This is a genomic window from Chitinimonas viridis (assembly GCF_030409555.1).
In the GTDB taxonomy this organism is placed as follows: Bacteria; Pseudomonadota; Gammaproteobacteria; order Burkholderiales; family Chitinimonadaceae; genus Chitinimonas; species Chitinimonas viridis.
On the sequence record NZ_JAUFPU010000010.1, the window covers coordinates 195,216 to 213,109 of the forward strand.

Consider the following 17,894-nt stretch of genomic DNA (forward strand, 5'->3'; position numbering starts at 1 on the left):
CTTGGCCGTATCACACAAAGCTTGAGTTGTTCCGCATTGCGGAACATAATTTCACCATGCGAAACAGAATACCGTTTGCCGGGCGGGGTGTAAAGCCGGGCGGCGAGCCGAAATCAGAAAGTACGGATGCAGAAAAGCCTTAAGAATCGGTGGGATGCGCTCAGTGGCAATACCCGTGGAGTGCTGCTGGTGATACTGGGCATGCTGTGCTGGGCCGTCCTCGATAGCTGCAACAAGCAGTTGATGAGCCGGGGGATGGCCCCCAAGCAGGTATTGTTTCTGCAGGCCACCCTGGTGCTGCTGCTGTTGCTGCCCTTGGCCGTCCTGACGCGTGGGCGCGCCATGGCCACCAGCAATCCACGCCTGCATCTGATACGCGCGCTGTTTATCGTCACCTCGGCCTGGTGTGCTGCCTGGGCAGTAGCCCATCTGCCACTGGCCGAGGCGAGTGCTTATCTGATGACAGGCTCGCTGTTCATGCTGCCGCTGGGTGTGATGCTGCTAGGGGAGAAGCCCCATGGGCTGCGCTGGCTGGGTGTCGGGGTCGGCTTCTGTGGCGTGCTGGTGATACTGCAGCCCGGAGTTGATGCTTTCCGTCTGGCGGCCCTGGTGGCGCTGCTGGGGGCATTCATGGAATCCATGCTGGGGGTGGTGCTGAAAAAATACTCGGCCGATGAAAAGGCCATCGCGGTGCTGACCTGGAGCCAGGTGGCCTGCTGGCTGACCTTTGGCCTGTTCACCGGCTTCCGCCTACCCACGGTGCCATTGGATCTGTGGTGGTTGCTGCCGCTGGTTGCCCTGTCCGCATCGGGCATCTATCTGGCGTATTTCCATGCCTACCGCGCGGGCGATGCCTCGGCCGTGGAGGCGGGCAGCTTCTCACTGCTGCTGTTCAGCCCGGCATTGGGCTATGTGTTTTTCAATGAGGTACCCGCGCTGGTGTTCTGGCTGGGTGCAGGCCTGCTGGTTGCCGGTATTGCGCTGGTGATCATCGAACCCAAGGGTAGAGCGACGTGAACGAGGATCAGGACCGATTGTTTGTCACCGCGCTGGCGCGCGGTCTGGATGTGCTGGCGGCCTACCAGGCCGGCGACCGTGCGCTGGGTAATACCGAGCTGGCGCAGCGCTGTGGCCTGCCGAAATCGACGGTTTCGCGGCTGACCTACACCCTGTGCAAGCTGGGTTACCTGAGCCAGGACGAGTCAGGCAAGTATCGCCCGGCGCCAGCCGTACTGACCCTGGGTTTTGCTGCCTTGTCGGGGCTGGACCTGCGAGAGCGCGCGCGCGAGCCCATGCGGCGCCTGTCGGAGGAGACCGGCTTGTCCGTGACGCTGGGTGTGCGGCAGGGAACCCGGGTGGTCTATGTCGAAACCTGTCGGGCACTGACCAGGGTGGGGATCAGGCTGGAGGTGGGTTCTACCGTGCCGCTGGCGACCACCGCCATAGGCAGGGCGCTGTACATGGCGCTGGCGCCGGCGGAGCAGCAGGAGGTGGTGTGCCTGCTGGCCGACGAGTACGGCGCTCGCTGGCCCGAGGTTGCGGCGCGGCTGCAGGTTGCGCAAACAACTTACGGCGAGACTGGCTTCTGCGCCTCTTACGGTGAGTTTGAGCCCGACATCCATGCGGTGGCCGTGCCCATCGCCGGCAGCGCGCCGGCCATGGCCATCAATTGCAGCGGCCCAGCCTACCGGCTGACACCGGCACGCTGGGCCGAGGAGATTGCGCCCCAGGTAGTCAAGCTGGCAGCGCAGCTTGCTGTCTAGTCTATGCGCCATATAAGCAAAGCGTGTTGATTGACCTTGGGTAGTTGCGGGGATATGGTCACGCCACTGTTCACTGTGGAGGCCGTACCATGCTACGTAGACTCACCGCACTCATTGCCTTGCTAGCCGTACCCTCGTTGTATGCGGCAGATTGCCCGGCTTTGCTCAAGCACGAATTCAAGACCCTGCAGGGCAAGCCGCTCGATCTGTGCAGCTTGGCGGGCAAGCCCATCCTGGTGGTGAATACCGCCAGCAAGTGTGGCTACACGCCCCAGTTCGAGAAGCTCGAGGCCATGTATAAGCAGTACAAGGCGCAGGGTTTGACGGTGGTGGGCTTTCCCTCCAACGACTTCAAGCAGGAGCTGGCGGACAACAAGCAGATCGCGGATTTCTGCAAGCTCACCTATTTCATCGAGTTTCCCATGGCGGAGGCCAGCAGCGTGACGGGTGAAACGGCCAACCCTTTCTTCAAGGCATTGGCGCAAGCCAGCGGCCAGGCGCCCAAGTGGAACTTTCAGAAGTACCTGATTGCGCCGGACGGCAAGACGGTCTACCCCTTCTCTACCCGTACCGAGCCCGATGCCGCCGAGGTGATGGCCAAGCTCAAGCCCATGTTGCAGTAGCCAGGGTGCGGGCGTGGGAGGATTGGCGGACAGCGCGGCAAACTGTTTACCATGGCGGCCCTGCCACCCATGCCTGCCCACGCCATGCCCGACTTTATCGAGATTTACGACGACGCCCTGAGTGCCGAGTTCTGCGCCGAGCTGATCAAGGCCTTCGAGGCCAGCCTCCATACTGTGGCAGGCCGCACCGGTGCAGGGGTGGATATCAGCAAGAAGCACAGTACCGATCTGCACCTTAACCAGCACCCGGAATACCAGCGCTTCCTCCAGCAGGTCAGCCAAGTGACCAGCCACTACGCCGCTGAGTATTTCCGCAAATATCATTTTGCCCTGATCGCCCCGGTGGCCTTGACCCTGGCCGATCCGGACACGGGGGCGCCGGTAGCGCTGACGCACGAGAACTATACCGAGCTGGCTGCCGGGCAGACCGATGCGTTGATGCGCAGCCTGTACCGCCTGGGGCCGATACAGGCGCAAAAGTACCGGGCGGGCGAGGGCAACTACAACTACTGGCATTGCGAGGTCTACCCGCAACTGCCGGCCAATGAGCCACTGCACCGCACCTTGCTGTTCATGTTCTACCTCAACGACGTGACCGAGGGTGGGCAGACCGAGTTCTACTATCAGGACAAGGCCATTGCGCCGCGCCGCGGCCGCATGGTGATTGCGCCGGCCTATTTCACCCATACCCACCGCGGCTGCACGCCAATCTCCAGTGACAAATACATACTGACCAGCTGGATATTGTTCAATCGGGCAGAACAACTTTATGGCCAGGGTTGATCGGCCTGATTACCCGATTTGACTATATTCATCAAGGGTATGGGATGCGTGCTTGCAGAGTTTGATCAATTTTTGTGACAAATTCACAACGCATTTCCGTCCGGCGAAAAAGCCCCTGGCCGAGCTTGCGCCGACGTGATGCCGACCGGCGCATAAGACCGGTATTGCTGGCTGATTGGGGTTATCCCTTATGTCAGAACTGGTAGGTATAAACCATCTTTAAAGTTTTCCCTGCAAGAAAATCCAGCCCCCTTTGCTTGCTTGTTGCGCTGCGCTTCGATCACCATGAACTCGCCGTCACTTGATGGCCAGCCAGTCAGGATCATTGCAGGCGCAGCGCCTTCGGTACCGTCTACCGGGCCCATGCGGATTGCCGTGCCGACCGGCTTCAATCCAAATCTCAATAGGGGAGATTCGCTGTATGGAGAAGTCCTGTTTCAAGATGTCCCGACTCAGCCGCGCTGTCAGCCTGGGTCTTGCTACCGCTGTCGTCGGTATGGCCAGTGCTTCGGCTGCTGAGAATGTCCGCGTTATCGTGGCCTACAAGTCGGGCGTGAATGCCGCGCTGCAAGCCGAAACTGCCGTGCTGGCAGCACGTGGTCAGGTCAAGCTGAAGATTGCCGGCTCGCGCGCCATGGCGGTTGAAGTGCCTGTCAATGCCGTTGCCGCGCTGCGCAACAATCCCAATGTGGAATATGTCGAGGAAGACCTGGTCCGTCGCACGATGGCGCTCTCCTCACCGTCGACTGGCAGCCCTTACCTGAGCGGCCAGCAGGTGCCTTACGGTATCAAGCAGGTGCAGGCCGACCTGTTGCCCGGTGCGGATTCGCTGGCCAGCAACCGCAAGGTCTGCATCATCGATTCCGGCTATAACCGCGACCACGAAGACCTGACTGGCAACACCGTGGCCGGCGAGTTCGACAACAATACCCGCTGGTGGTACACCGATGAGAACGGCCATGGCACGCATGTCGCCGGCACCATCGCTGCCGTCAACAACAGCGGCAAGGGTGTGGTGGGTGTGAATCCCAACAAGCGCCTGCGCCTGCATATCGTCAAGGTATTTGACGCCGATGGCTGGGCTTACTCCTCCACCCTGATCACAGCTGCCAACAAGTGCAAGACCATGGGCGCCAACGTGATCTCCATGTCGCTGGGCGGCGCTGGCCGGAGCCTCTCCGAAGAGCGTGCATTTGATAAGCTCCACGTTGGCGGCATCCTGCTGGTGGCGGCTGCTGGCAACAGCGGCAATACCGCGCTGTCCTACCCGGCCTCCTATCCCAGCGTGATGTCGGTGGCGGCGGTCGACCAGAACAAGGAGTGGGCTCCCTTCTCGCAATACAACAAGCAGGTCTCCATTGCCGGTCCGGGTGTGGATGTGCTCTCGACCGTGCCCATGGGCACCGGCAGCGAGACCGTCCTGTCGGCGGCAGGCACTGCCTACGCAGCGAACGATATCGACGGTTCGCCCAAGATCACGGCCACCGCAGCACTGGCTGACTTCGGCCTGGGCGACAAGGTCGATGCTGCAGTCGCTGGCAAGGTCTGCCTGATTGCCCGCGGCAGCGTGAGCTTTGCGGTGAAGGTGGGCAACTGCGAGACCAGCGGTGGCGTTGGCGCCATCATCTACAACAACGCGCCAGGTAGCTTCAACGGTACCCTGGGTGGGGCGGTTACCACTATTCCTTCCGTATCGACCAGCGATGTGGATGGTGCGGCCTTGAAGGCACAACTGGGCCAGAACACCACCGTGGGCGTGGCGGTGACCAACTACAGCACCATGAGCGGTACCTCCATGGCAACACCGCATGTGGCGGCCGTGGGGGCTTTGGTGTGGAGCTACTTCCCCCACTGTACCGCTGCCAAGGTGCGTAGCTCGCTCGAGCGGAGTGCATTGGACCTGGGCGCACCAGGCCGCGATGACAAGTATGGCCATGGTCTGGTGCAAGCCAAGGCCGCCTACGATCGCATCAATAACAAGGGCTGCGGTAACTAAACCCTAGGTGGCTACCCAGGCAACTGGGACAGGAGAAACGGGCAGCGCAGGCTGCCCGTTTTTTTGCGTCCTACGCTTTAAATCCAACACAGGCGCTTATCGCCTGTCGCTACGTGAAAAACGTATGGGCATGGCGGGTTGCCTGATGGGGCCGGCTTCGGTCTCCACGGTCACGGTCCAGCCTCGGGCCTGGGCCAGTTCGCTGGCCAGGGCTTCGGGCAGGGTCAGCACAGGTTCCACGCAGGCGTCCACCGCCGCAAACACGGCACGCCAGTGTGCAAAGTCCTGCGCCGCAATATGCTGGGCCAAAGCCTGCTTGGCGGCCACGGGTGCCTGGCGGAATCGCTCCAGCAAGGCCGGCTCTCCTAGCGCCTGGCACAAGGCTTGCAGAAAGACGGGTTCCAGGCTGCCCACAGCTAGCCAGCGGCCATCGCGGCAACGGTAGTAGTCGTAGTGGCTGCCACCGTTCAGCAGCCCAGCCTCGGCCGGTGTGTCCTCTCCCGCCCCCAATTGGCCGGCAGCGGCCAGGGCGTTGAGGTGAAAGGCGCAGTCGGTCATGGCGATATCGATATGCTGGCCCAGGCCGTCGCGTTCGCGCTGGTGCAGTGCCGCCAGGATGCCGATCACGGCATGCAGCGAGCCGCCGGCGACGTCGGCCACCTGTATGCCCAGCGGCGGAGGGCCATCGGCCTGGCGGCCCGAGCCTGCGGCAATGCCCGCCAGGGCAAGGTAGTTGATATCGTGGCCCGCCCGGTCACGTAGTGGGCCAGTCTGGCCATAGCCGGTAATGGAGCAGTACACCAGCCTGGGGTTCACTGCGGCCAGCGCCTCATAGCCCAGCCCCAGGCGGCTCATGACACCGGGGCGGAATTGCTCGACCAATACGTCGGCGGTGGCGACCAGCGCCAGCACCTGAGCCAGCGCGGCGGGCGATTTCAGATCCAGGCTCAGGCTCTGCTTGTGCCGATTGAGGTAGGCATGGGCCGTGGCCACACCCTGTACAAAGGGCGGTGTATGCCTGACCAGATCGGGTCGGTTGGGGGATTCGATGCGGGTGACCTGGGCGCCCAGGTCGGCCAGCATGCGGGTGGCAAAGGGGCCGGGCAGCAGCGGCGAAAAATCCAGCACGGTCAGGCCGGTGAGAGGTAAGGCCATATGGTATGTCTCCCTTGTTATTGCGGTGGAGCATAGCAAGTGCTTGGTTGATTTGCTTGTTTGCATGCCGGCCAGGGCTGTCGGGCACAGGTACGGTCTGCTGCGCCCGCCAGGGGCGCAACCGTTGCGCCAGATGCTGCTGGCGGCGCTTACTGCCTGGCGCTGCGGGCTGGATCAGCTTCCGCCATCCAGTCGGCCAGGGTGGCATCGCCGGCATTGCCGGTGGCGCGCAGGCCTTGCAGGGTACCGGCAAAATCAGCCGGCGATCGGTTCTGGCTGAGCTTGAACTTGCCCTCCAGGCTATCCAGCACGATGTCTATACCCACGATGGCCTTGTGCATCTGGGCCAGGAAGTCGGCCGGTGCATCGCTGACCTGCCAGGGGGTGGGTTGGCTGGCCTCGAATCGATCGGTCAGGCGTGTCAGCAGGACGTTGAGACGGGCGGGGTCGCGATAGGTCCGAATACGCCCGCGTGCCTCTACCACGGCAAAGTTCCAGGTTGGTACGGCTTTGCCATGCTGCTGCTTGCTGGGATGCCAGTTGGGCGAAATATAGGCGTCAGGGCCATGGAACAGCACGGTGGCCGGGAGTCCATCCAGTTGCGCCAGCGGGTTGCCGCTGGCGACATGGCCCAGCAAGGTGCCGTGCTCACCTGCTGCGGCGTCCAGCAACATGGGCAGTAGGTTGATTTCCAGGCCTGACTCCTGGTTGACGATCACGGTGGCCAGCGGGTAGCTGGCGATCAACGCCTGCAACGGTTCGGCCCGTGTTTCGCGGAAGTGCTTGGGTTGGTACATGGTGGACTTCCCCGCAGAGTTTGTATCAGGCCAGTGCTGCACTGGCATGGTGGGTGATGGGTTCGCCAAAGCGGGTCTCTAGCGGCCACACTCCGGCCCAAACAGGCAGCGACAGATCCGCTTCATCGTCTTCGGGCGGCCCTTGCCGTATCTTGGCTACGGCCTCGATGATGGGCAGGGCCAGCACCGTGGTAGCGGCCAGTTCGTTGGCGTCGGGCATGCGTACCTGGGCGCGGCGGCCGGGTTCCAGCTTGTCCATGAAGGCATCCAGTGAAGCGCTACGCTCTGCTGCCGTCAGGGGCGCAAATCGACCATATACCATGGCGGAGCGATAGTTCATGGAATGGTTGAATGCCGAGCGCGCTAGCACCAGGCCATCCAGGTGGGTGATGCAGACGCAGGCAGGGATGCCGGTGGCCAGCGCACGCAACAGGCGGCTGCCATTACTGCCGTGGATATGTATGGCCTCACCCACCCGCCAGTGAGCGGTAGGAATGCAGTGCGACTGGCCATCCAGGCTGAAGGCAATGTGGCAGATCCAGGCATGGTCCACGATGGCATGCACGGTGGCTTGGTCATAGCTGGCCCGCTGGGCAATGCGGCGTACGCGGGTCAGGTCGGTGGGTGTGAAATGGCTCATGGCGTGTTCCGTGTCGGCTCGTATCGGTTTCAGTGGGCGGGGCGGGGGATATAGAAGGCATGGTTGGCCTGTTGAAATCCCAGCCTGGGGTAGTAATCCATGGCTGTGGGTGCCGACAGCAGCACCAATTGGCATTCGCTGCCTATCTCTGCCTGCACGGCGGCCACCAGCGCGCGCCCCAGTCCCTGGTGGTGCAGGCCGGCATCCACGGCCAGATCGGATAGATAGCAAACCCAGCCGTAGTCGCAGAAGCAGCGCGCTGCCCCTATCAGCCGCTCGCCTTCCCAGGCGGTGACCAGCAGATTGGCATGCTCCAGCATGCGCGCCAGGCGTGCTTGATCGTCGACGGGGCGGGCCAGGCCGGCGCGGCGATAGAGATCGGACAACTGGTCGGGGTGTACAGGCTGGTTCAGGACAATGCGCATGGTGGGGCCTTACTGAATTAGCGGTGTTGACGGGATAGCAGCGAAGCGTAAAGCTATATTGGTTCCTTTGATGGTGCCGATTGAACGATGTTGAATGGAACCAATCTGCCGGCCTTGCTGGACTACCTGGCGGCCAGGCTGGATCGCCAGGTGGCGGAGCCGCTCCATCGCCAGCTCTACCGCGCCTTGCGGCAGGCAATACAGCAGGGGCTGCTGGCGGGCGATACCGCTTTGCCGGCCAGCCGTGTGCTGGCCCAGTCCTTGGCGGTGGCGCGCAATACGGTGCTGCATGCCTACGAGCAGCTTTGTGCCGAAGGTTTTTGCCAAACAAGGGTGGGCGCAGGCACGTTCGTGGCAGCGCACCTGCCCGAGCCCGCGGCTTGGCCGGCCCGCCAGACGGCGATCAGCGAGGCGCTGCCGCTATCGCGGCGGGCTGCCGCCTGGCTGGACGTGATGGGCGAGCGGGTGGAATCGGCCTCCGCTGCATTTGCACCGGGGCAGCCCGACCTAGCGGCTTTCCCCTGGCTTGTCTGGTGGCGCTTGCTGCAAACACAGCAACGCGGGGCGCAGGCGGGTGACTTTGACTACCGCGAGGAAGGCGGCCACCCGGCGCTCAAGCAGGCCTTGGTGGGCTATCTGCAGCTATCCCGGGGCGTGGTGTGCGAACCGGCGCAGGTGCTGGTCTGTAGCGGCATGCAGCAGGCGCTGGATTTGCTGGGACGCGCCCTGGCTGACGCGGGTGACACCGTCTGGATGGAGGAGCCGGGTTATAGGGGGGCGCGCATGGCCTGGTTGGCAACCGGTCTGTCGGTTTGCCCTGTGCCGGTAGATGAGGAGGGCCTGGACTGGCAAGGACGGGCGCTACCGGTGCCACGGCTGGTCTATGTGACGCCTTCGCACCAGTATCCGCTGGGCAGTGTCATGAGCCTGGCGCGCCGGCAGGCCTTGCTGGCCGAAGCCGCACGGCAGGGGGCCTGGGTGGTGGAGGATGACTACGATGGCGAATTCCGCCATGCTGGCCGGCCGCTGGCGGCCATGCAGGGGCTGGACAGCAGCGGCAGGGTGATTTACCTGGGCACCTTCAGCAAGGTCATGTTCCCTGCCTTGCGGCTGGCCTATCTGGTGGTGCCGGCTGCGCTGGTGGCGCCGTTGCGGCTGCTGCAGGCGCGCCTGTATCGCGAGGGGGACTATACGACACAGGCGGCCCTGGCCCGCTTTATCCAGGAGGGCCATTTTGGCAGCCATCTGCGCCGCATGCGAGGTGTCTATGCCCGGCGCCAGGCCAAACTGCGTAAGGTGCTGGAGGGCGAACTGGGAGAGGCCTTGCCCCTGCTGGGGGGCGAGGCTGGCATGCATGTGACGGCTCGGCTACCCGCAGGCTGGGATGATGCCAAGGTCAGTACACTCCTGGCGCAGCAAGGCATCGCCGCGCCACCCCTGTCGGCCTACTGCGCGGCTGAGCCACCCTTCCCAGGCCTGGTGCTGGGCTATGCCGGGGTGGACGATGCCAGCCTGATGCTGGCAGCCGTCAGGCTGGCCCAGGTTCTGCGCGAGATGGGGATCAGATCCAGCCCAATACCCCGATAAACAAGACCAGGGCGCACAGCACCGTGGTGGCGAGACCGCCCACCACAGCCAACTGGCGCTTGCGCGAGGGCATGTCGTGCACCCAGTAGGCCACCAGGAAGAAAGGCAGATAGCCTATCAGCCAAATCAGCCAGGGCGCCTGGGTATTCCAGCCGCGCCATTCCCAGGTCAGCGCGCCGATATGGTTGAGACCGTATTCGACCAACACGCATAGCACCGAACTCACCACGGCGAGCAACCAGCGGTTGTTGATGCCCAGCAGCTTGAGGGAGCGGTCGGCCGGCAGTGTACGCACGGCATACAGGCCCATGATGGCGAACATCAGGCAGATCTCGATGTTGAGCCCCACCAGGATCACGTAGGCCGAGCCACCCGGGGTGGCCCAGGCAGGGGCATAGCCGGAGAAGTGCAACAGCAGGCCGTTCCAGATTTCGTTGATCCAGTCCATCAACCAGAAGGCGATCCCGCCCAGCACCACGCTCCAGCGCTTCTCGGCCGCTTGCTCGCCATAGGCGTGGATGACCAGCAGCAACAGGGGAATGACATACCACTGGAAGTGGCTGGGGTCGCGCAGCAGCGCCTGCGCTTGGGCTGCAGATGGGGCAATCATCGCAAGGCTCCGTCTTGAAGTAGGGAGGCCATGCTAGGGCTTGGGGCAGGGGTGGGGCTTGACTTGTCGGGCCAGCTTTTTGACACTTCAGGCCATGATCAAGCTGGAAATCGAACGTGCAAACCCGCCGCTGCCGGTATCCGGTCATGTGCCTGGCACCTATGTGCGGCTGCTGTTCGACTATCTGGCAGCGCAGGGGCAGGACGTTGGCCGCGTGCTGGGCGATGCTGCCTCACCACCGGGGCCGGATGGCACTGTGGCAGCCGCCCACTGGCGCCGGCTGCTGACCCAGGCCGCGCTGCATCTGGGCGACCCGGCCTTGGGCCTGCGCCTGGGGGCAACCATTACCCCGGCCCACCTGGGGCCACTGGGCTATGTGCTGCAGTTGTCGGGTTCATCCGCCACGGCGCTGGAACGTTATCTGCGCTATCAGCGGCTGGTGCATGACGTTAGCCCGGTGCGGCACTTCCCGGCAGAAGGCGCCGTGGTGCTGGAGTGGGGCGACGATGCCCGCGCCATCGGGCTGCTGGCCAACCAGTGCGGACTGGCCGCCCTGGTCCATTTCGCCCGCTGCATCACCGGCCAGCCATTGCACCCTCTGGTGGTGCACTTCGTGGAGGCCGCGCCGACCGATATACGCCCCTATGCCGAGCTGTTTGGCTGCCCAGTGCTGTTCGGCCAGACGGCCGCCCGCATCCACCTGCCGGCCGATGTGTTGGCCATGCCCTTGCGCCAGCCCGACCCCGCGCTGGCAGCCATGCTGGAGCAACAGGTTGCCGCGCTATTCGCCGCCATGCCGGCCAGGGAGGCGTTGCTGCAGTCGGTGCGGGGCTTTATCTCGCAGCACCTGGTGCAGGGCGAGCCCGCGCTGCAGGCCTGCGCCGAGGCGCTGAACCTGTCGGACCGTACCCTGCGTCGGCGTTTGCAAGCGCTGGGCTGGAGCTACCGCGCACTGCTGGAGGATAGCCGCCGCTGCCTGGCTGAAAACTATCTGCGCGACCGTCGCCTGGCCCTGCCCGAGGTGGCACTGCTACTGGGCTACTCGGAACAGAGCGCCTTCAATCGGGCATTCAGACGCTGGACGGGTATATCACCCAGGCGGTGGCGCTTGGCCCATGCCTGATGGACGCGGCCTTGAGACAGCGCCGGAGAATGGCGGCAGGGGACGGTTTAATCAGGGAGCGCCTATTGGTTCAGGTGGCGCTGACGTTTAGCGCCTGGGTTGCCCGGGCGCCTGCACTGTCAGCAACGCCCATCAATGCCTTGAGTCCATACAGGCGCTGAGGGCCATTTAAAATGTGTATGAGCGCCGGCTAAGCTCCCTCCACGCACCGTGCAACGTGGACTTTCGTCGCTGTGGACGCTGACGATCATGACCATCCTTGCTGATTACTCGTGAGCAATTAGCAGCTTATTATGCGCGGCCTGCTGCCTATCTGATCAGCAATCATTTGTCTGCTTCTCGGCCTAAGCAGATGTTCACGGCCTAGGAATGAATGGCCGTTATAACTCGTAAACCAGACTTCAACGTGCGAATTCAGCGGCGCCGCTAGGCGTCCGCTGGAATGAAGGGTTGGGCCTTTGCGTTAAGTGCTCTGGCAAAAGACCGTTCTCGCTCAAAAAAACTTTATGCGCGTTCAGATGTGCATTTGCATCGGCCAGCGCCTCGGATGCGACTGATGGGTTGGCGATCCATTCAAAGTTATTGTGAATGTATTCGCAGACACGCTCGTACTCTTCGACGGACCAAGCATCGATTGGCTCAAAGTCCTCCTCTAGCTTGGACAAGTAGCCACGGAGCGCCTCAAGATATGCGGCGGCCAGCGCCGCATCAGCGACAGTTGCGCAAGCGGCTCGATCAAGGAAGCCTTGCAGCGTGAGTTGTGTTTCAGCGCGATTCATGTGCAGCCCAGCGTTTGACATGAGGGGTGACCGGCCGGCGCAGCCGGCTGGGCATCCCCTCGATGGAATGGTTAGGCGTCACCTGCACCAGCTCAGAACTTCTTCGCGCAACCAGCAACGAGGAAGTTCATGGGCGAGCCTTTGGAAAAGTAGTCAAGAACATAGTTGCGCTCCGCCGCCTTTAGTGAGCGGGATGCCGTTCTCTATGCCTATGGGGTATGGTGAAACGCTCTCTCGCATGCAAGTCCGGAATGGATCATTAGCGGACGACCAAACCCAATGTGCTCAGGGTCCGCTTAGGCCGAAAATCGGCCCTTATCACTGGTCATAACTGCCGTCACATTGATCAAGTCCGAACAGCGCCATGTTCACAAGCACCAGCAAGGGGGACCATGGGAGATCAGATTCCTCACCTCGCGGCGGCGCGGGCGGGGGGTGTGGATTCTCATAAGGGGAGAGCCTACTGGTTCAGGCTGAATGGACGCACAGCGCCAGGGTTACCCTGGCGCCTGCGCTGTCAGAAAAAACCATCAATGCCTTGAGTCCATACAGGCTCTCAAGGCCAGGCGGTCTCCAGCGATTTGTACTTGCCGCTCTTGCGTATCGCTTCCATGCCCTGGTTGAACTTTTCCACGAACTTGGCGCTGTCCGGGTGCTTCTTGGAGAAGGCAATGTACAGGCCCGGCTCGGCAGTCATGCCCACGGCCTTGAACTTGCCGGTGAATTCGGCCTTGTTCTTGCTGAAGATGGCATTGGCGACCTTCTCGTAAGCCACCATGTACTGCACCCGCTTGGCCAGCAATTTGCGGAACCCTTGCTCATCCTGGTTGCTGACGCTGCGCTTGATCTTGGTATTGCGATCAAAGTCGTCGCCGTACTCATAGTTGTTGGTGACCGCCACATCCTTGCCTTCCAGGCTCTTGGGCGTCAGTCCGCTTTCGCTGCTGTCGGCCGGGGCGTAGATATTGATGCGGGCATTGAACATGGGCTTGGCGTGCCACAGGTAGTCGTTCTCCAGCAGGCTGTTACGGGCGGCATTGAAGCAGCCCACCAACTTGCCTTCCTTGGCTTCGCTCATGCAGCGTGCGTAGGGCACCACAGCGAATTTCACTTCCACCCCCGCTGCCTTATAGGCTTCGCGCACCAGGTCAACAGCAAAGCCCTTGGCGTCGTTGCCTACCTTGGAACAATACGGCGCCCAATCGTCTTCGGCACCTATGGTCACGGTTTCGGCCCATGCAGCAGCGCTGCATGCCATGACGGCACTCAGGATAAACAGCTTCATCATTCGCCCTTTTCATAGTTGAGTAGGCACGACTAGCGACACTATGCCGCTGTCGATGCTCTGTCTTCTACTAAGGGTCTTAGCTTATCGGGACAGAAATACCATCCCCTTACGACGAACAGCTTACCGAGAGCTGCTTGGCCCAGTCCGGCGGCAGGCCAGCATAGGCCTCGAAGGCAGGCTGCTCGTCAAACGGTTGCGCCAGCAGTTGCTGCAGGCGGGCGATTTCGCTGTCGTCTCCTGCCTGGGCCTGCCGTATGGCTTGCTCGGCCAGATGGTTGCGCAGCACATACTTGGGGTTGGTGGCCAGCATGGCGGTGTGGCGTGCCGCATCCACGCTGGCCTCGCTTGCCAGCCTAGTTTTGTAATCCTGGGCCCAGCCGTCAAATGCATCGCGGTCCAGCACCATGTCGCGCACATCGGGGTTGAGCGCGTCGGGGCTGCTGTCGAAGCGGCTGAGTTGCCGCCAGAACAGGGTCCAGTCGCTGCGGCTGGCCTGCATCAGGTCGAACAGCCGCACCAGCAGGGCCCAGTCATCGTCTTCCTGGGTGGCGAGGCCCAGTTTGCGGCTGAATCGGTGGGTCAGCTCGGTTTCGAACAGCGGCTGGTACTGCTTGAGGGCGGCGATGGCCTCATCGCGGTCCAGCAGGGGTAGCAAGGCCTGGGCCAAACAGTGCAGGTTCCAGAGGCCGATCTCGGGCTGGGCGCCATAGGCGTAACGGCCGCTGTGATCGGAGTGGTTGCAGATATGGCCGGTGTCAAAACCGTCCAGAAAACCGAAGGGGCCATAGTCTATGGTCAGGCCCAGCAGCGACATATTGTCCGAGTTCATTACGCCGTGACAGAAGCCGACGGCTTGCCAATCGGCAATCAGGGCGGCGGTGCGGCGGATGACCTCCTCCAGCATGGCCTGGGCTGGCCGCGCGGCCTCGCTGCAGTGGGGGAAATAGCGGCGGACAGCGTAGTCTACCAACTGGCTCAGCTGGTGCTGTTGATCGCGGTAGAAGAAGTGTTCGAAATGGCCAAAACGCAGAAAGCTGGGTGCCACCCGGGTCAGGACGGCAGCGGTTTCCGGCGTCTCGCGCCAGACCGTCTCGGGCGATGCTACCAGGGCCAGTGCACGGGTGGTCGGTATGCCCAGGCCGTGCATGGCCTCGGAGCATAGGTACTCGCGTATGCTGGAACGCAGCACTGCCCGACCATCGCCCATGCGTGAATACGGTGTGAGCCCGGCCCCCTTGAGTTGTACCTCCTGGCCACCTGCCTCACCCAGCAGCAGGGCGCGGCCATCGCCCAATTGGCCGGCCCAGACACCAAACTGGTGGCCGGAATAGACCGTGGCCATGGCGGCGCTATCGGCAGCGGGCAGGTTGCCGGCCAGCATGGCCGCGGCATCAGGCCAGTCACCCGCGTGGGCGGGCAGGCCCAGTTCGGCAGCCAGGCTGGCGTTGTAGGCGGCCAGCCGGGGCTGAGGCAGGGGCGTGGCGGTGACTTCGCTGTAGAAGTCCGGCCCCAGCCCGCGAAAACCGGCTTGATCGAGCGTGATGGTAGGCATGGTGATTCCAGAGGGACAGGCGATGATTCTACCCTGGCAAGCCGCATATCGTAGCTGGCTGGCGCAGAGTGGGGCGGGTGGTCTAAGGTCAAGGCAGCATCGCCTGCCGTCGCGATGTCCTTCTTTGTTCTTCGGAGACCACCATGATGCTACGCCGCAGCCTTCTGTGCGCCACCCTGACAGGCTTTGCCGCCTTGCAGGCGCAGGCACTGACCTTCACGACTGAAGACTATCCACCGTTCAATATGTACGAGGAAAAGAAGGTGGTCGGGATCTCCACCGAGATGCTGCAGGAGGCGTTAAAGCGTGCGGGGCTGACGGCCAGTTTTGAGCTGCTGCCATGGGAGCGTGCGCTCAATATGGCCAAGACCAAGCCGGATACCTGTGTCTATTCGGCAGTACGCACACCAGAGCGGGAAAAACTGTTCAAGTGGGTGGGACCATTGACGGCCGACCAGATCACGCTATTTGCCGCCAGCAAGAGCAATATCACCCTGGCCAGCATCAACGACGCCAAGAAGTACAAGGTGGGCGCCTATAACGGTGACGCCTATGGCGACTTTGTGGAGAAGCAGGGGGTGAAGCTGGAGCGGGTGGTGACGGATACCCAGAACCTGCCCAAGCTCAGCTCGGGCCGCATAGACCTGTGGGTGGCGGGGGCTAACAGTGGCCCGTACAAGGCAGCACGCGAAGGCCTGAAGGGCGCGATCAAGCCGGTGCTGGCGGTGGGCGATCCCAAGGACAGCCAGATGTACCTGGCGTGTAATCCCGGTGTGCCGGATGACACAGTGAAGAAGCTCAACGACGCGATCCAGTCCATTGCCAAGGATGGCACGGCCGCCAAGCTGGGTACCAAATACAAATAGCCGTGCAGCCGGGCGCCCGCCTGAGTGGCAGGGCGCCTGGCGGTGTGGGAGCAGCAGCATGCGTTGCTTGCCCTTGTTCTGCCTGTTGCTGGCCATGCCCGGCGCCAACGCGCTGGTGCTGCTGACCGAAGACTATCCCCCGTTCAACATGCTGGAGGACGGACGGGTCAGTGGCATCTCGACCCAGATACTGCGGGAGGCGGTGAACCGGGCCGGCTTGCCTGCCCAGTTCGATCTGCTGCCCTGGGCGCGGTCGCTGGCCTTGGCTGCCAGCCGCAGTGATACCTGTGTCTATTCCGCCGTGCGCAGCGCCAAGCGAGAGTCGCAGTTCAAATGGATAGGGCCGCTGGTGGACGACAAGATAGCCCTGTTCGCGCGTACCGGCAGCGCCATACGGCTCGATAGCGTGGCGGATGCCAAACAATACAAGGTGGGTGGCTATCTGGCCGATGCCTATGGCGATTATGTGGAGCGCCAGGGCGTGCCGCTTGATAGGGCGCCAGCCGATAGGCACAACCTGCCCAAGCTGATGGGCGGGCGCATAGACCTGTGGGTGGCTGGGGTGATCAGTGGTGCGTACAAGGCCAATCGCGAGGGCTATCAGGGCGAGGTGCGGGTGGTGATCACCATGGGTAATCCCGGCGACACCCAGATGTGGCTGGCTTGCAACCCCAGCATGCCGGATGCCTTGTTCCAGAAGCTGGATAATGCCGTGCAATCGGTGCTGCAGGATGGCACCGCCGCCGGTTTTGCCGCGCGCTATCGCTGAGCCTGCCACTCCTCTCGCAGCAGGCCGAATACCAGGTCATCCACCCATTGCCCCTTGAGCCACAGGCTACGTTTGAAGTGGCCTTCCTGGCGCATACCCACGCGGCGCAGCAGGCGGGCCGAGGCATGGTTGTCCGGGTCGCAGGCGGCATGCACGCGATGCAGGCCCTGCTGGGTGAATAGCCAATCGAACAAGGCTCTGAAGGCTTCGGTGGCGTAGCCACAGCCCTGGTGCTTGGGCGCCAGGGTGATGCCCAGCTCTGCTTGCTGGCCATCGCCCGACAGGCACACGGCGCAATCGCCCAACAGGGTGTCGTCCAGGCGGCTGGCAATGGCAATCTGCCGCCAGGCGCGCGGCATCAGCGGTAGGCTGGCGTCACATTCTCGGAACAGCGATTGCGCTTCGTCCAAGGAGTAGGGCAGGGCAAAGCTCTGCCAGTGCGCCACCTCGGGCTCATTGCGGTAAGCCATGAAGCTGGCCATGTCGCGTTCTGCCAGTGGCCGCAGGCGCAGGCGTTCGGTCAGGATATCCATATGGCAATTATCATGGAAATACCCCGTGCTGCGTGGTTAAAATCGCCCCCATGAGCCAGGAAAAAGCCCCCGTCACCGCCGCCATTCGTGCCTTGCGCCAGCACAAGGTGGCTTATACCGAACACCTTTACGACTACGTGGAAAAAGGTGGCACGGCCGAGTCATCGCGCCAGCTGGGCGTGCCCGAGCACGCAGTGATCAAGACCCTGGTGATGGAAGACGAGGCCAGGAAGCCCCTGATCGTGCTGATGCATGGCGATTGCGAGACGTCCACCCGCAATCTGGCGCGGCAGACGGGCCGCAAGCATATCGAGCCCTGTAGTGCCGAGGTGGCCAATCGCCACACCGGTTACCTGGTGGGCGGCACCTCGCCGCTGGGTACGCGCAAGGCCATGCCGGTGTATGTCGAGAAGACCATCATGGCGCTGGATCGCATCTATCTCAACGGCGGCAAGCGGGGTTTCCTGGTAGGGCTGGATCCCAAGTCCCTGCTGCCCCTGCTGCAGGCCGAACTGGTGGAAGTGGCCAATCCGCATGAGTAGGCGGTGCTGCCGGTGCATCTGCTAAACTGCGCAGATTCAATCGCTTGCTAGGTAGCTTGGACA

At 62.6% G+C, this 17,894-nt stretch carries 20 protein-coding genes; 10 read left to right on the forward strand and 10 right to left on the reverse strand.

Annotation, left to right across the window (positions count from 1 at the left end; translation table 11 throughout):
* Positions 1 to 126: 126 nt before the first annotated feature.
* The 4 genes from QWZ03_RS13060 (at position 127) to QWZ03_RS13075 (ending at position 3,169) form a co-directional block, all read left to right on the forward strand.
* Entirely contained in the window at positions 127 to 1,017 is an 891-nt protein-coding gene (locus QWZ03_RS13060; RefSeq protein ID WP_290333121.1) for a DMT family transporter, read from the forward strand.
* Complete coding sequence (locus QWZ03_RS13065) at positions 1,014 to 1,763, forward strand: IclR family transcriptional regulator (protein ID WP_290333123.1); 750 nt, start codon at positions 1,014 to 1,016, stop codon at positions 1,761 to 1,763. Before QWZ03_RS13060 ends, QWZ03_RS13065 begins: the two co-directional genes overlap by 4 nt.
* Positions 1,764 to 1,852: 89 nt before the next feature.
* Entirely contained in the window at positions 1,853 to 2,386 is a 534-nt protein-coding gene (locus tag QWZ03_RS13070) for a glutathione peroxidase (RefSeq protein ID WP_284198316.1), read from the forward strand.
* A 51-nt stretch (positions 2,387 to 2,437) separates the two neighbouring features.
* Positions 2,438 to 3,169 carry a 2OG-Fe(II) oxygenase gene (locus QWZ03_RS13075; RefSeq protein ID WP_290333124.1) on the forward strand — a complete coding sequence of 244 codons (732 nt, stop codon included), beginning with the start codon at positions 2,438 to 2,440 and terminating at the stop codon, positions 3,167 to 3,169.
* Positions 3,170 to 3,357: 188 nt separating this feature from the next.
* On the opposite strand, the gene QWZ03_RS13080 is transcribed toward QWZ03_RS13075, so the two are convergent.
* Complete coding sequence (locus QWZ03_RS13080; protein ID WP_290333125.1) at positions 3,358 to 3,561, reverse strand: hypothetical protein; 204 nt, start codon at positions 3,559 to 3,561, stop codon at positions 3,358 to 3,360.
* A gap of 29 nt (positions 3,562 to 3,590) precedes the next feature.
* On the opposite strand from QWZ03_RS13080, the gene QWZ03_RS13085 reads away from it, so the two are divergent.
* Positions 3,591 to 5,165, forward strand: a complete 1,575-nt coding sequence (locus QWZ03_RS13085; RefSeq protein WP_290333126.1) for a S8 family serine peptidase — start codon at positions 3,591 to 3,593, stop codon at positions 5,163 to 5,165.
* 96 nt (positions 5,166 to 5,261) lie between these two features.
* Here QWZ03_RS13085 and QWZ03_RS13090 read toward each other — a convergent pair whose 3' ends face one another.
* The 4 genes from QWZ03_RS13090 to QWZ03_RS13105 all read right to left on the reverse strand — a co-directional run bounded on the left by QWZ03_RS13090 (position 5,262) and on the right by QWZ03_RS13105 (position 8,182).
* Complete coding sequence (locus QWZ03_RS13090) at positions 5,262 to 6,320, reverse strand: CaiB/BaiF CoA transferase family protein (RefSeq protein WP_290333127.1); 1,059 nt, start codon at positions 6,318 to 6,320, stop codon at positions 5,262 to 5,264.
* A gap of 149 nt (positions 6,321 to 6,469) precedes the next feature.
* Positions 6,470 to 7,117: an FMN-binding negative transcriptional regulator gene (locus QWZ03_RS13095; protein WP_290333128.1), complete on the reverse strand. Its 648-nt coding sequence runs from the start codon at positions 7,115 to 7,117 to the stop codon at positions 6,470 to 6,472.
* 25 nt (positions 7,118 to 7,142) lie between these two features.
* The gene (locus QWZ03_RS13100) at positions 7,143 to 7,757 is read right to left on the reverse strand and encodes a pyridoxamine 5'-phosphate oxidase family protein (protein ID WP_290333129.1); all 615 of its coding nucleotides are present in this window, start codon (positions 7,755 to 7,757) and stop codon (positions 7,143 to 7,145) included.
* A 29-nt stretch (positions 7,758 to 7,786) separates the two neighbouring features.
* On the reverse strand, positions 7,787 to 8,182 hold the full coding sequence (locus QWZ03_RS13105; RefSeq protein ID WP_290333130.1) for a GNAT family N-acetyltransferase: 396 nt from the start codon (positions 8,180 to 8,182) through the stop codon (positions 7,787 to 7,789).
* A gap of 87 nt (positions 8,183 to 8,269) precedes the next feature.
* On the opposite strand from QWZ03_RS13105, the gene pdxR reads away from it, so the two are divergent.
* Entirely contained in the window at positions 8,270 to 9,769 is a 1,500-nt protein-coding gene (pdxR, locus tag QWZ03_RS13110) for a MocR-like pyridoxine biosynthesis transcription factor PdxR (protein ID WP_290333131.1), read from the forward strand.
* Here pdxR and QWZ03_RS13115 read toward each other — a convergent pair.
* Positions 9,744 to 10,379, reverse strand: coding sequence for an AF_1327 family membrane protein (locus QWZ03_RS13115; protein WP_290333132.1), 636 nt, complete (start codon positions 10,377 to 10,379; stop codon positions 9,744 to 9,746). The genes pdxR and QWZ03_RS13115 overlap by 26 nt on opposite strands.
* 94 nt (positions 10,380 to 10,473) lie before the next feature.
* On the opposite strand from QWZ03_RS13115, the gene QWZ03_RS13120 reads away from it, so the two are divergent.
* Positions 10,474 to 11,502 carry an AraC family transcriptional regulator gene (locus QWZ03_RS13120; RefSeq protein ID WP_290333133.1) on the forward strand — a complete coding sequence of 343 codons (1,029 nt, stop codon included), beginning with the start codon at positions 10,474 to 10,476 and terminating at the stop codon, positions 11,500 to 11,502.
* A gap of 401 nt (positions 11,503 to 11,903) precedes the next feature.
* Here QWZ03_RS13120 and QWZ03_RS13125 read toward each other — a convergent pair whose 3' ends face one another.
* From QWZ03_RS13125 to QWZ03_RS13135, 3 genes are all read right to left on the reverse strand, one after another.
* Positions 11,904 to 12,281, reverse strand: a complete 378-nt coding sequence (locus QWZ03_RS13125) for a hypothetical protein (RefSeq protein WP_290333134.1) — start codon at positions 12,279 to 12,281, stop codon at positions 11,904 to 11,906.
* Positions 12,282 to 12,837: 556 nt separating this feature from the next.
* Positions 12,838 to 13,569, reverse strand: coding sequence for a substrate-binding periplasmic protein (locus QWZ03_RS13130; RefSeq protein ID WP_290333135.1), 732 nt, complete (start codon positions 13,567 to 13,569; stop codon positions 12,838 to 12,840).
* Between the two features lie 106 nt (positions 13,570 to 13,675).
* Positions 13,676 to 15,121, reverse strand: coding sequence for a protein adenylyltransferase SelO (locus QWZ03_RS13135; protein ID WP_290333136.1), 1,446 nt, complete (start codon positions 15,119 to 15,121; stop codon positions 13,676 to 13,678).
* A gap of 143 nt (positions 15,122 to 15,264) precedes the next feature.
* Between QWZ03_RS13135 and QWZ03_RS13140 the strand changes: the two genes are divergently transcribed.
* Positions 15,265 to 15,987, forward strand: a complete 723-nt coding sequence (locus QWZ03_RS13140) for a substrate-binding periplasmic protein (RefSeq protein ID WP_290333137.1) — start codon at positions 15,265 to 15,267, stop codon at positions 15,985 to 15,987.
* A gap of 58 nt (positions 15,988 to 16,045) precedes the next feature.
* A complete protein-coding gene (locus QWZ03_RS13145) occupies positions 16,046 to 16,756 on the forward strand; it encodes a substrate-binding periplasmic protein (RefSeq protein ID WP_290333138.1) in 711 nt (236 codons plus the stop codon).
* Here QWZ03_RS13145 and QWZ03_RS13150 read toward each other — a convergent pair.
* A complete protein-coding gene (locus tag QWZ03_RS13150; protein WP_290333139.1) occupies positions 16,747 to 17,289 on the reverse strand; it encodes a GNAT family N-acetyltransferase in 543 nt (180 codons plus the stop codon). The genes QWZ03_RS13145 and QWZ03_RS13150 overlap by 10 nt on opposite strands.
* Before the next feature lie 50 nt (positions 17,290 to 17,339).
* On the opposite strand from QWZ03_RS13150, the gene ybaK reads away from it, so the two are divergent.
* Positions 17,340 to 17,831 (forward strand): Cys-tRNA(Pro) deacylase, encoded by a 492-nt coding sequence (gene ybaK, locus QWZ03_RS13155; RefSeq protein ID WP_284198333.1) that lies wholly within the window; start codon positions 17,340 to 17,342, stop codon positions 17,829 to 17,831.
* Positions 17,832 to 17,894: the final 63 nt, after the last annotated feature.

Excerpts from the sequence above, each read along its gene's own strand:
- QWZ03_RS13060 (WP_290333121.1), top strand. The coding sequence starts at position 127 with ATGCAGAAAAGCCTTAAGAATCGGTGGGATGCGCTCAGTGGCAATACC.
- QWZ03_RS13070 (WP_284198316.1), top strand. The coding sequence starts at position 1,853 with ATGCTACGTAGACTCACCGCACTCATTGCCTTGCTAGCCGTACCCTCG.
- QWZ03_RS13075 (WP_290333124.1), top strand. The coding sequence starts at position 2,438 with ATGGCGGCCCTGCCACCCATGCCTGCCCACGCCATGCCCGACTTTATC.
- QWZ03_RS13085 (WP_290333126.1), top strand. The coding sequence starts at position 3,591 with ATGGAGAAGTCCTGTTTCAAGATGTCCCGACTCAGCCGCGCTGTCAGC.
- QWZ03_RS13090 (WP_290333127.1), bottom strand. The coding sequence starts at position 6,320 with ATGGCCTTACCTCTCACCGGCCTGACCGTGCTGGATTTTTCGCCGCTG.
- QWZ03_RS13095 (WP_290333128.1), bottom strand. The coding sequence starts at position 7,117 with ATGTACCAACCCAAGCACTTCCGCGAAACACGGGCCGAACCGTTGCAG.
- QWZ03_RS13100 (WP_290333129.1), bottom strand. The coding sequence starts at position 7,757 with ATGAGCCATTTCACACCCACCGACCTGACCCGCGTACGCCGCATTGCC.
- QWZ03_RS13105 (WP_290333130.1), bottom strand. The coding sequence starts at position 8,182 with ATGCGCATTGTCCTGAACCAGCCTGTACACCCCGACCAGTTGTCCGAT.
- pdxR (WP_290333131.1), top strand. The coding sequence starts at position 8,270 with ATGTTGAATGGAACCAATCTGCCGGCCTTGCTGGACTACCTGGCGGCC.
- QWZ03_RS13115 (WP_290333132.1), bottom strand. The coding sequence starts at position 10,379 with ATGATTGCCCCATCTGCAGCCCAAGCGCAGGCGCTGCTGCGCGACCCC.
- QWZ03_RS13120 (WP_290333133.1), top strand. The coding sequence starts at position 10,474 with ATGATCAAGCTGGAAATCGAACGTGCAAACCCGCCGCTGCCGGTATCC.
- QWZ03_RS13125 (WP_290333134.1), bottom strand. The coding sequence starts at position 12,281 with ATGAATCGCGCTGAAACACAACTCACGCTGCAAGGCTTCCTTGATCGA.
- QWZ03_RS13130 (WP_290333135.1), bottom strand. The coding sequence starts at position 13,569 with ATGATGAAGCTGTTTATCCTGAGTGCCGTCATGGCATGCAGCGCTGCT.
- QWZ03_RS13135 (WP_290333136.1), bottom strand. The coding sequence starts at position 15,121 with ATGCCTACCATCACGCTCGATCAAGCCGGTTTTCGCGGGCTGGGGCCG.
- QWZ03_RS13140 (WP_290333137.1), top strand. The coding sequence starts at position 15,265 with ATGATGCTACGCCGCAGCCTTCTGTGCGCCACCCTGACAGGCTTTGCC.
- QWZ03_RS13145 (WP_290333138.1), top strand. The coding sequence starts at position 16,046 with ATGCGTTGCTTGCCCTTGTTCTGCCTGTTGCTGGCCATGCCCGGCGCC.
- QWZ03_RS13150 (WP_290333139.1), bottom strand. The coding sequence starts at position 17,289 with ATGGATATCCTGACCGAACGCCTGCGCCTGCGGCCACTGGCAGAACGC.
- ybaK (WP_284198333.1), top strand. The coding sequence starts at position 17,340 with ATGAGCCAGGAAAAAGCCCCCGTCACCGCCGCCATTCGTGCCTTGCGC.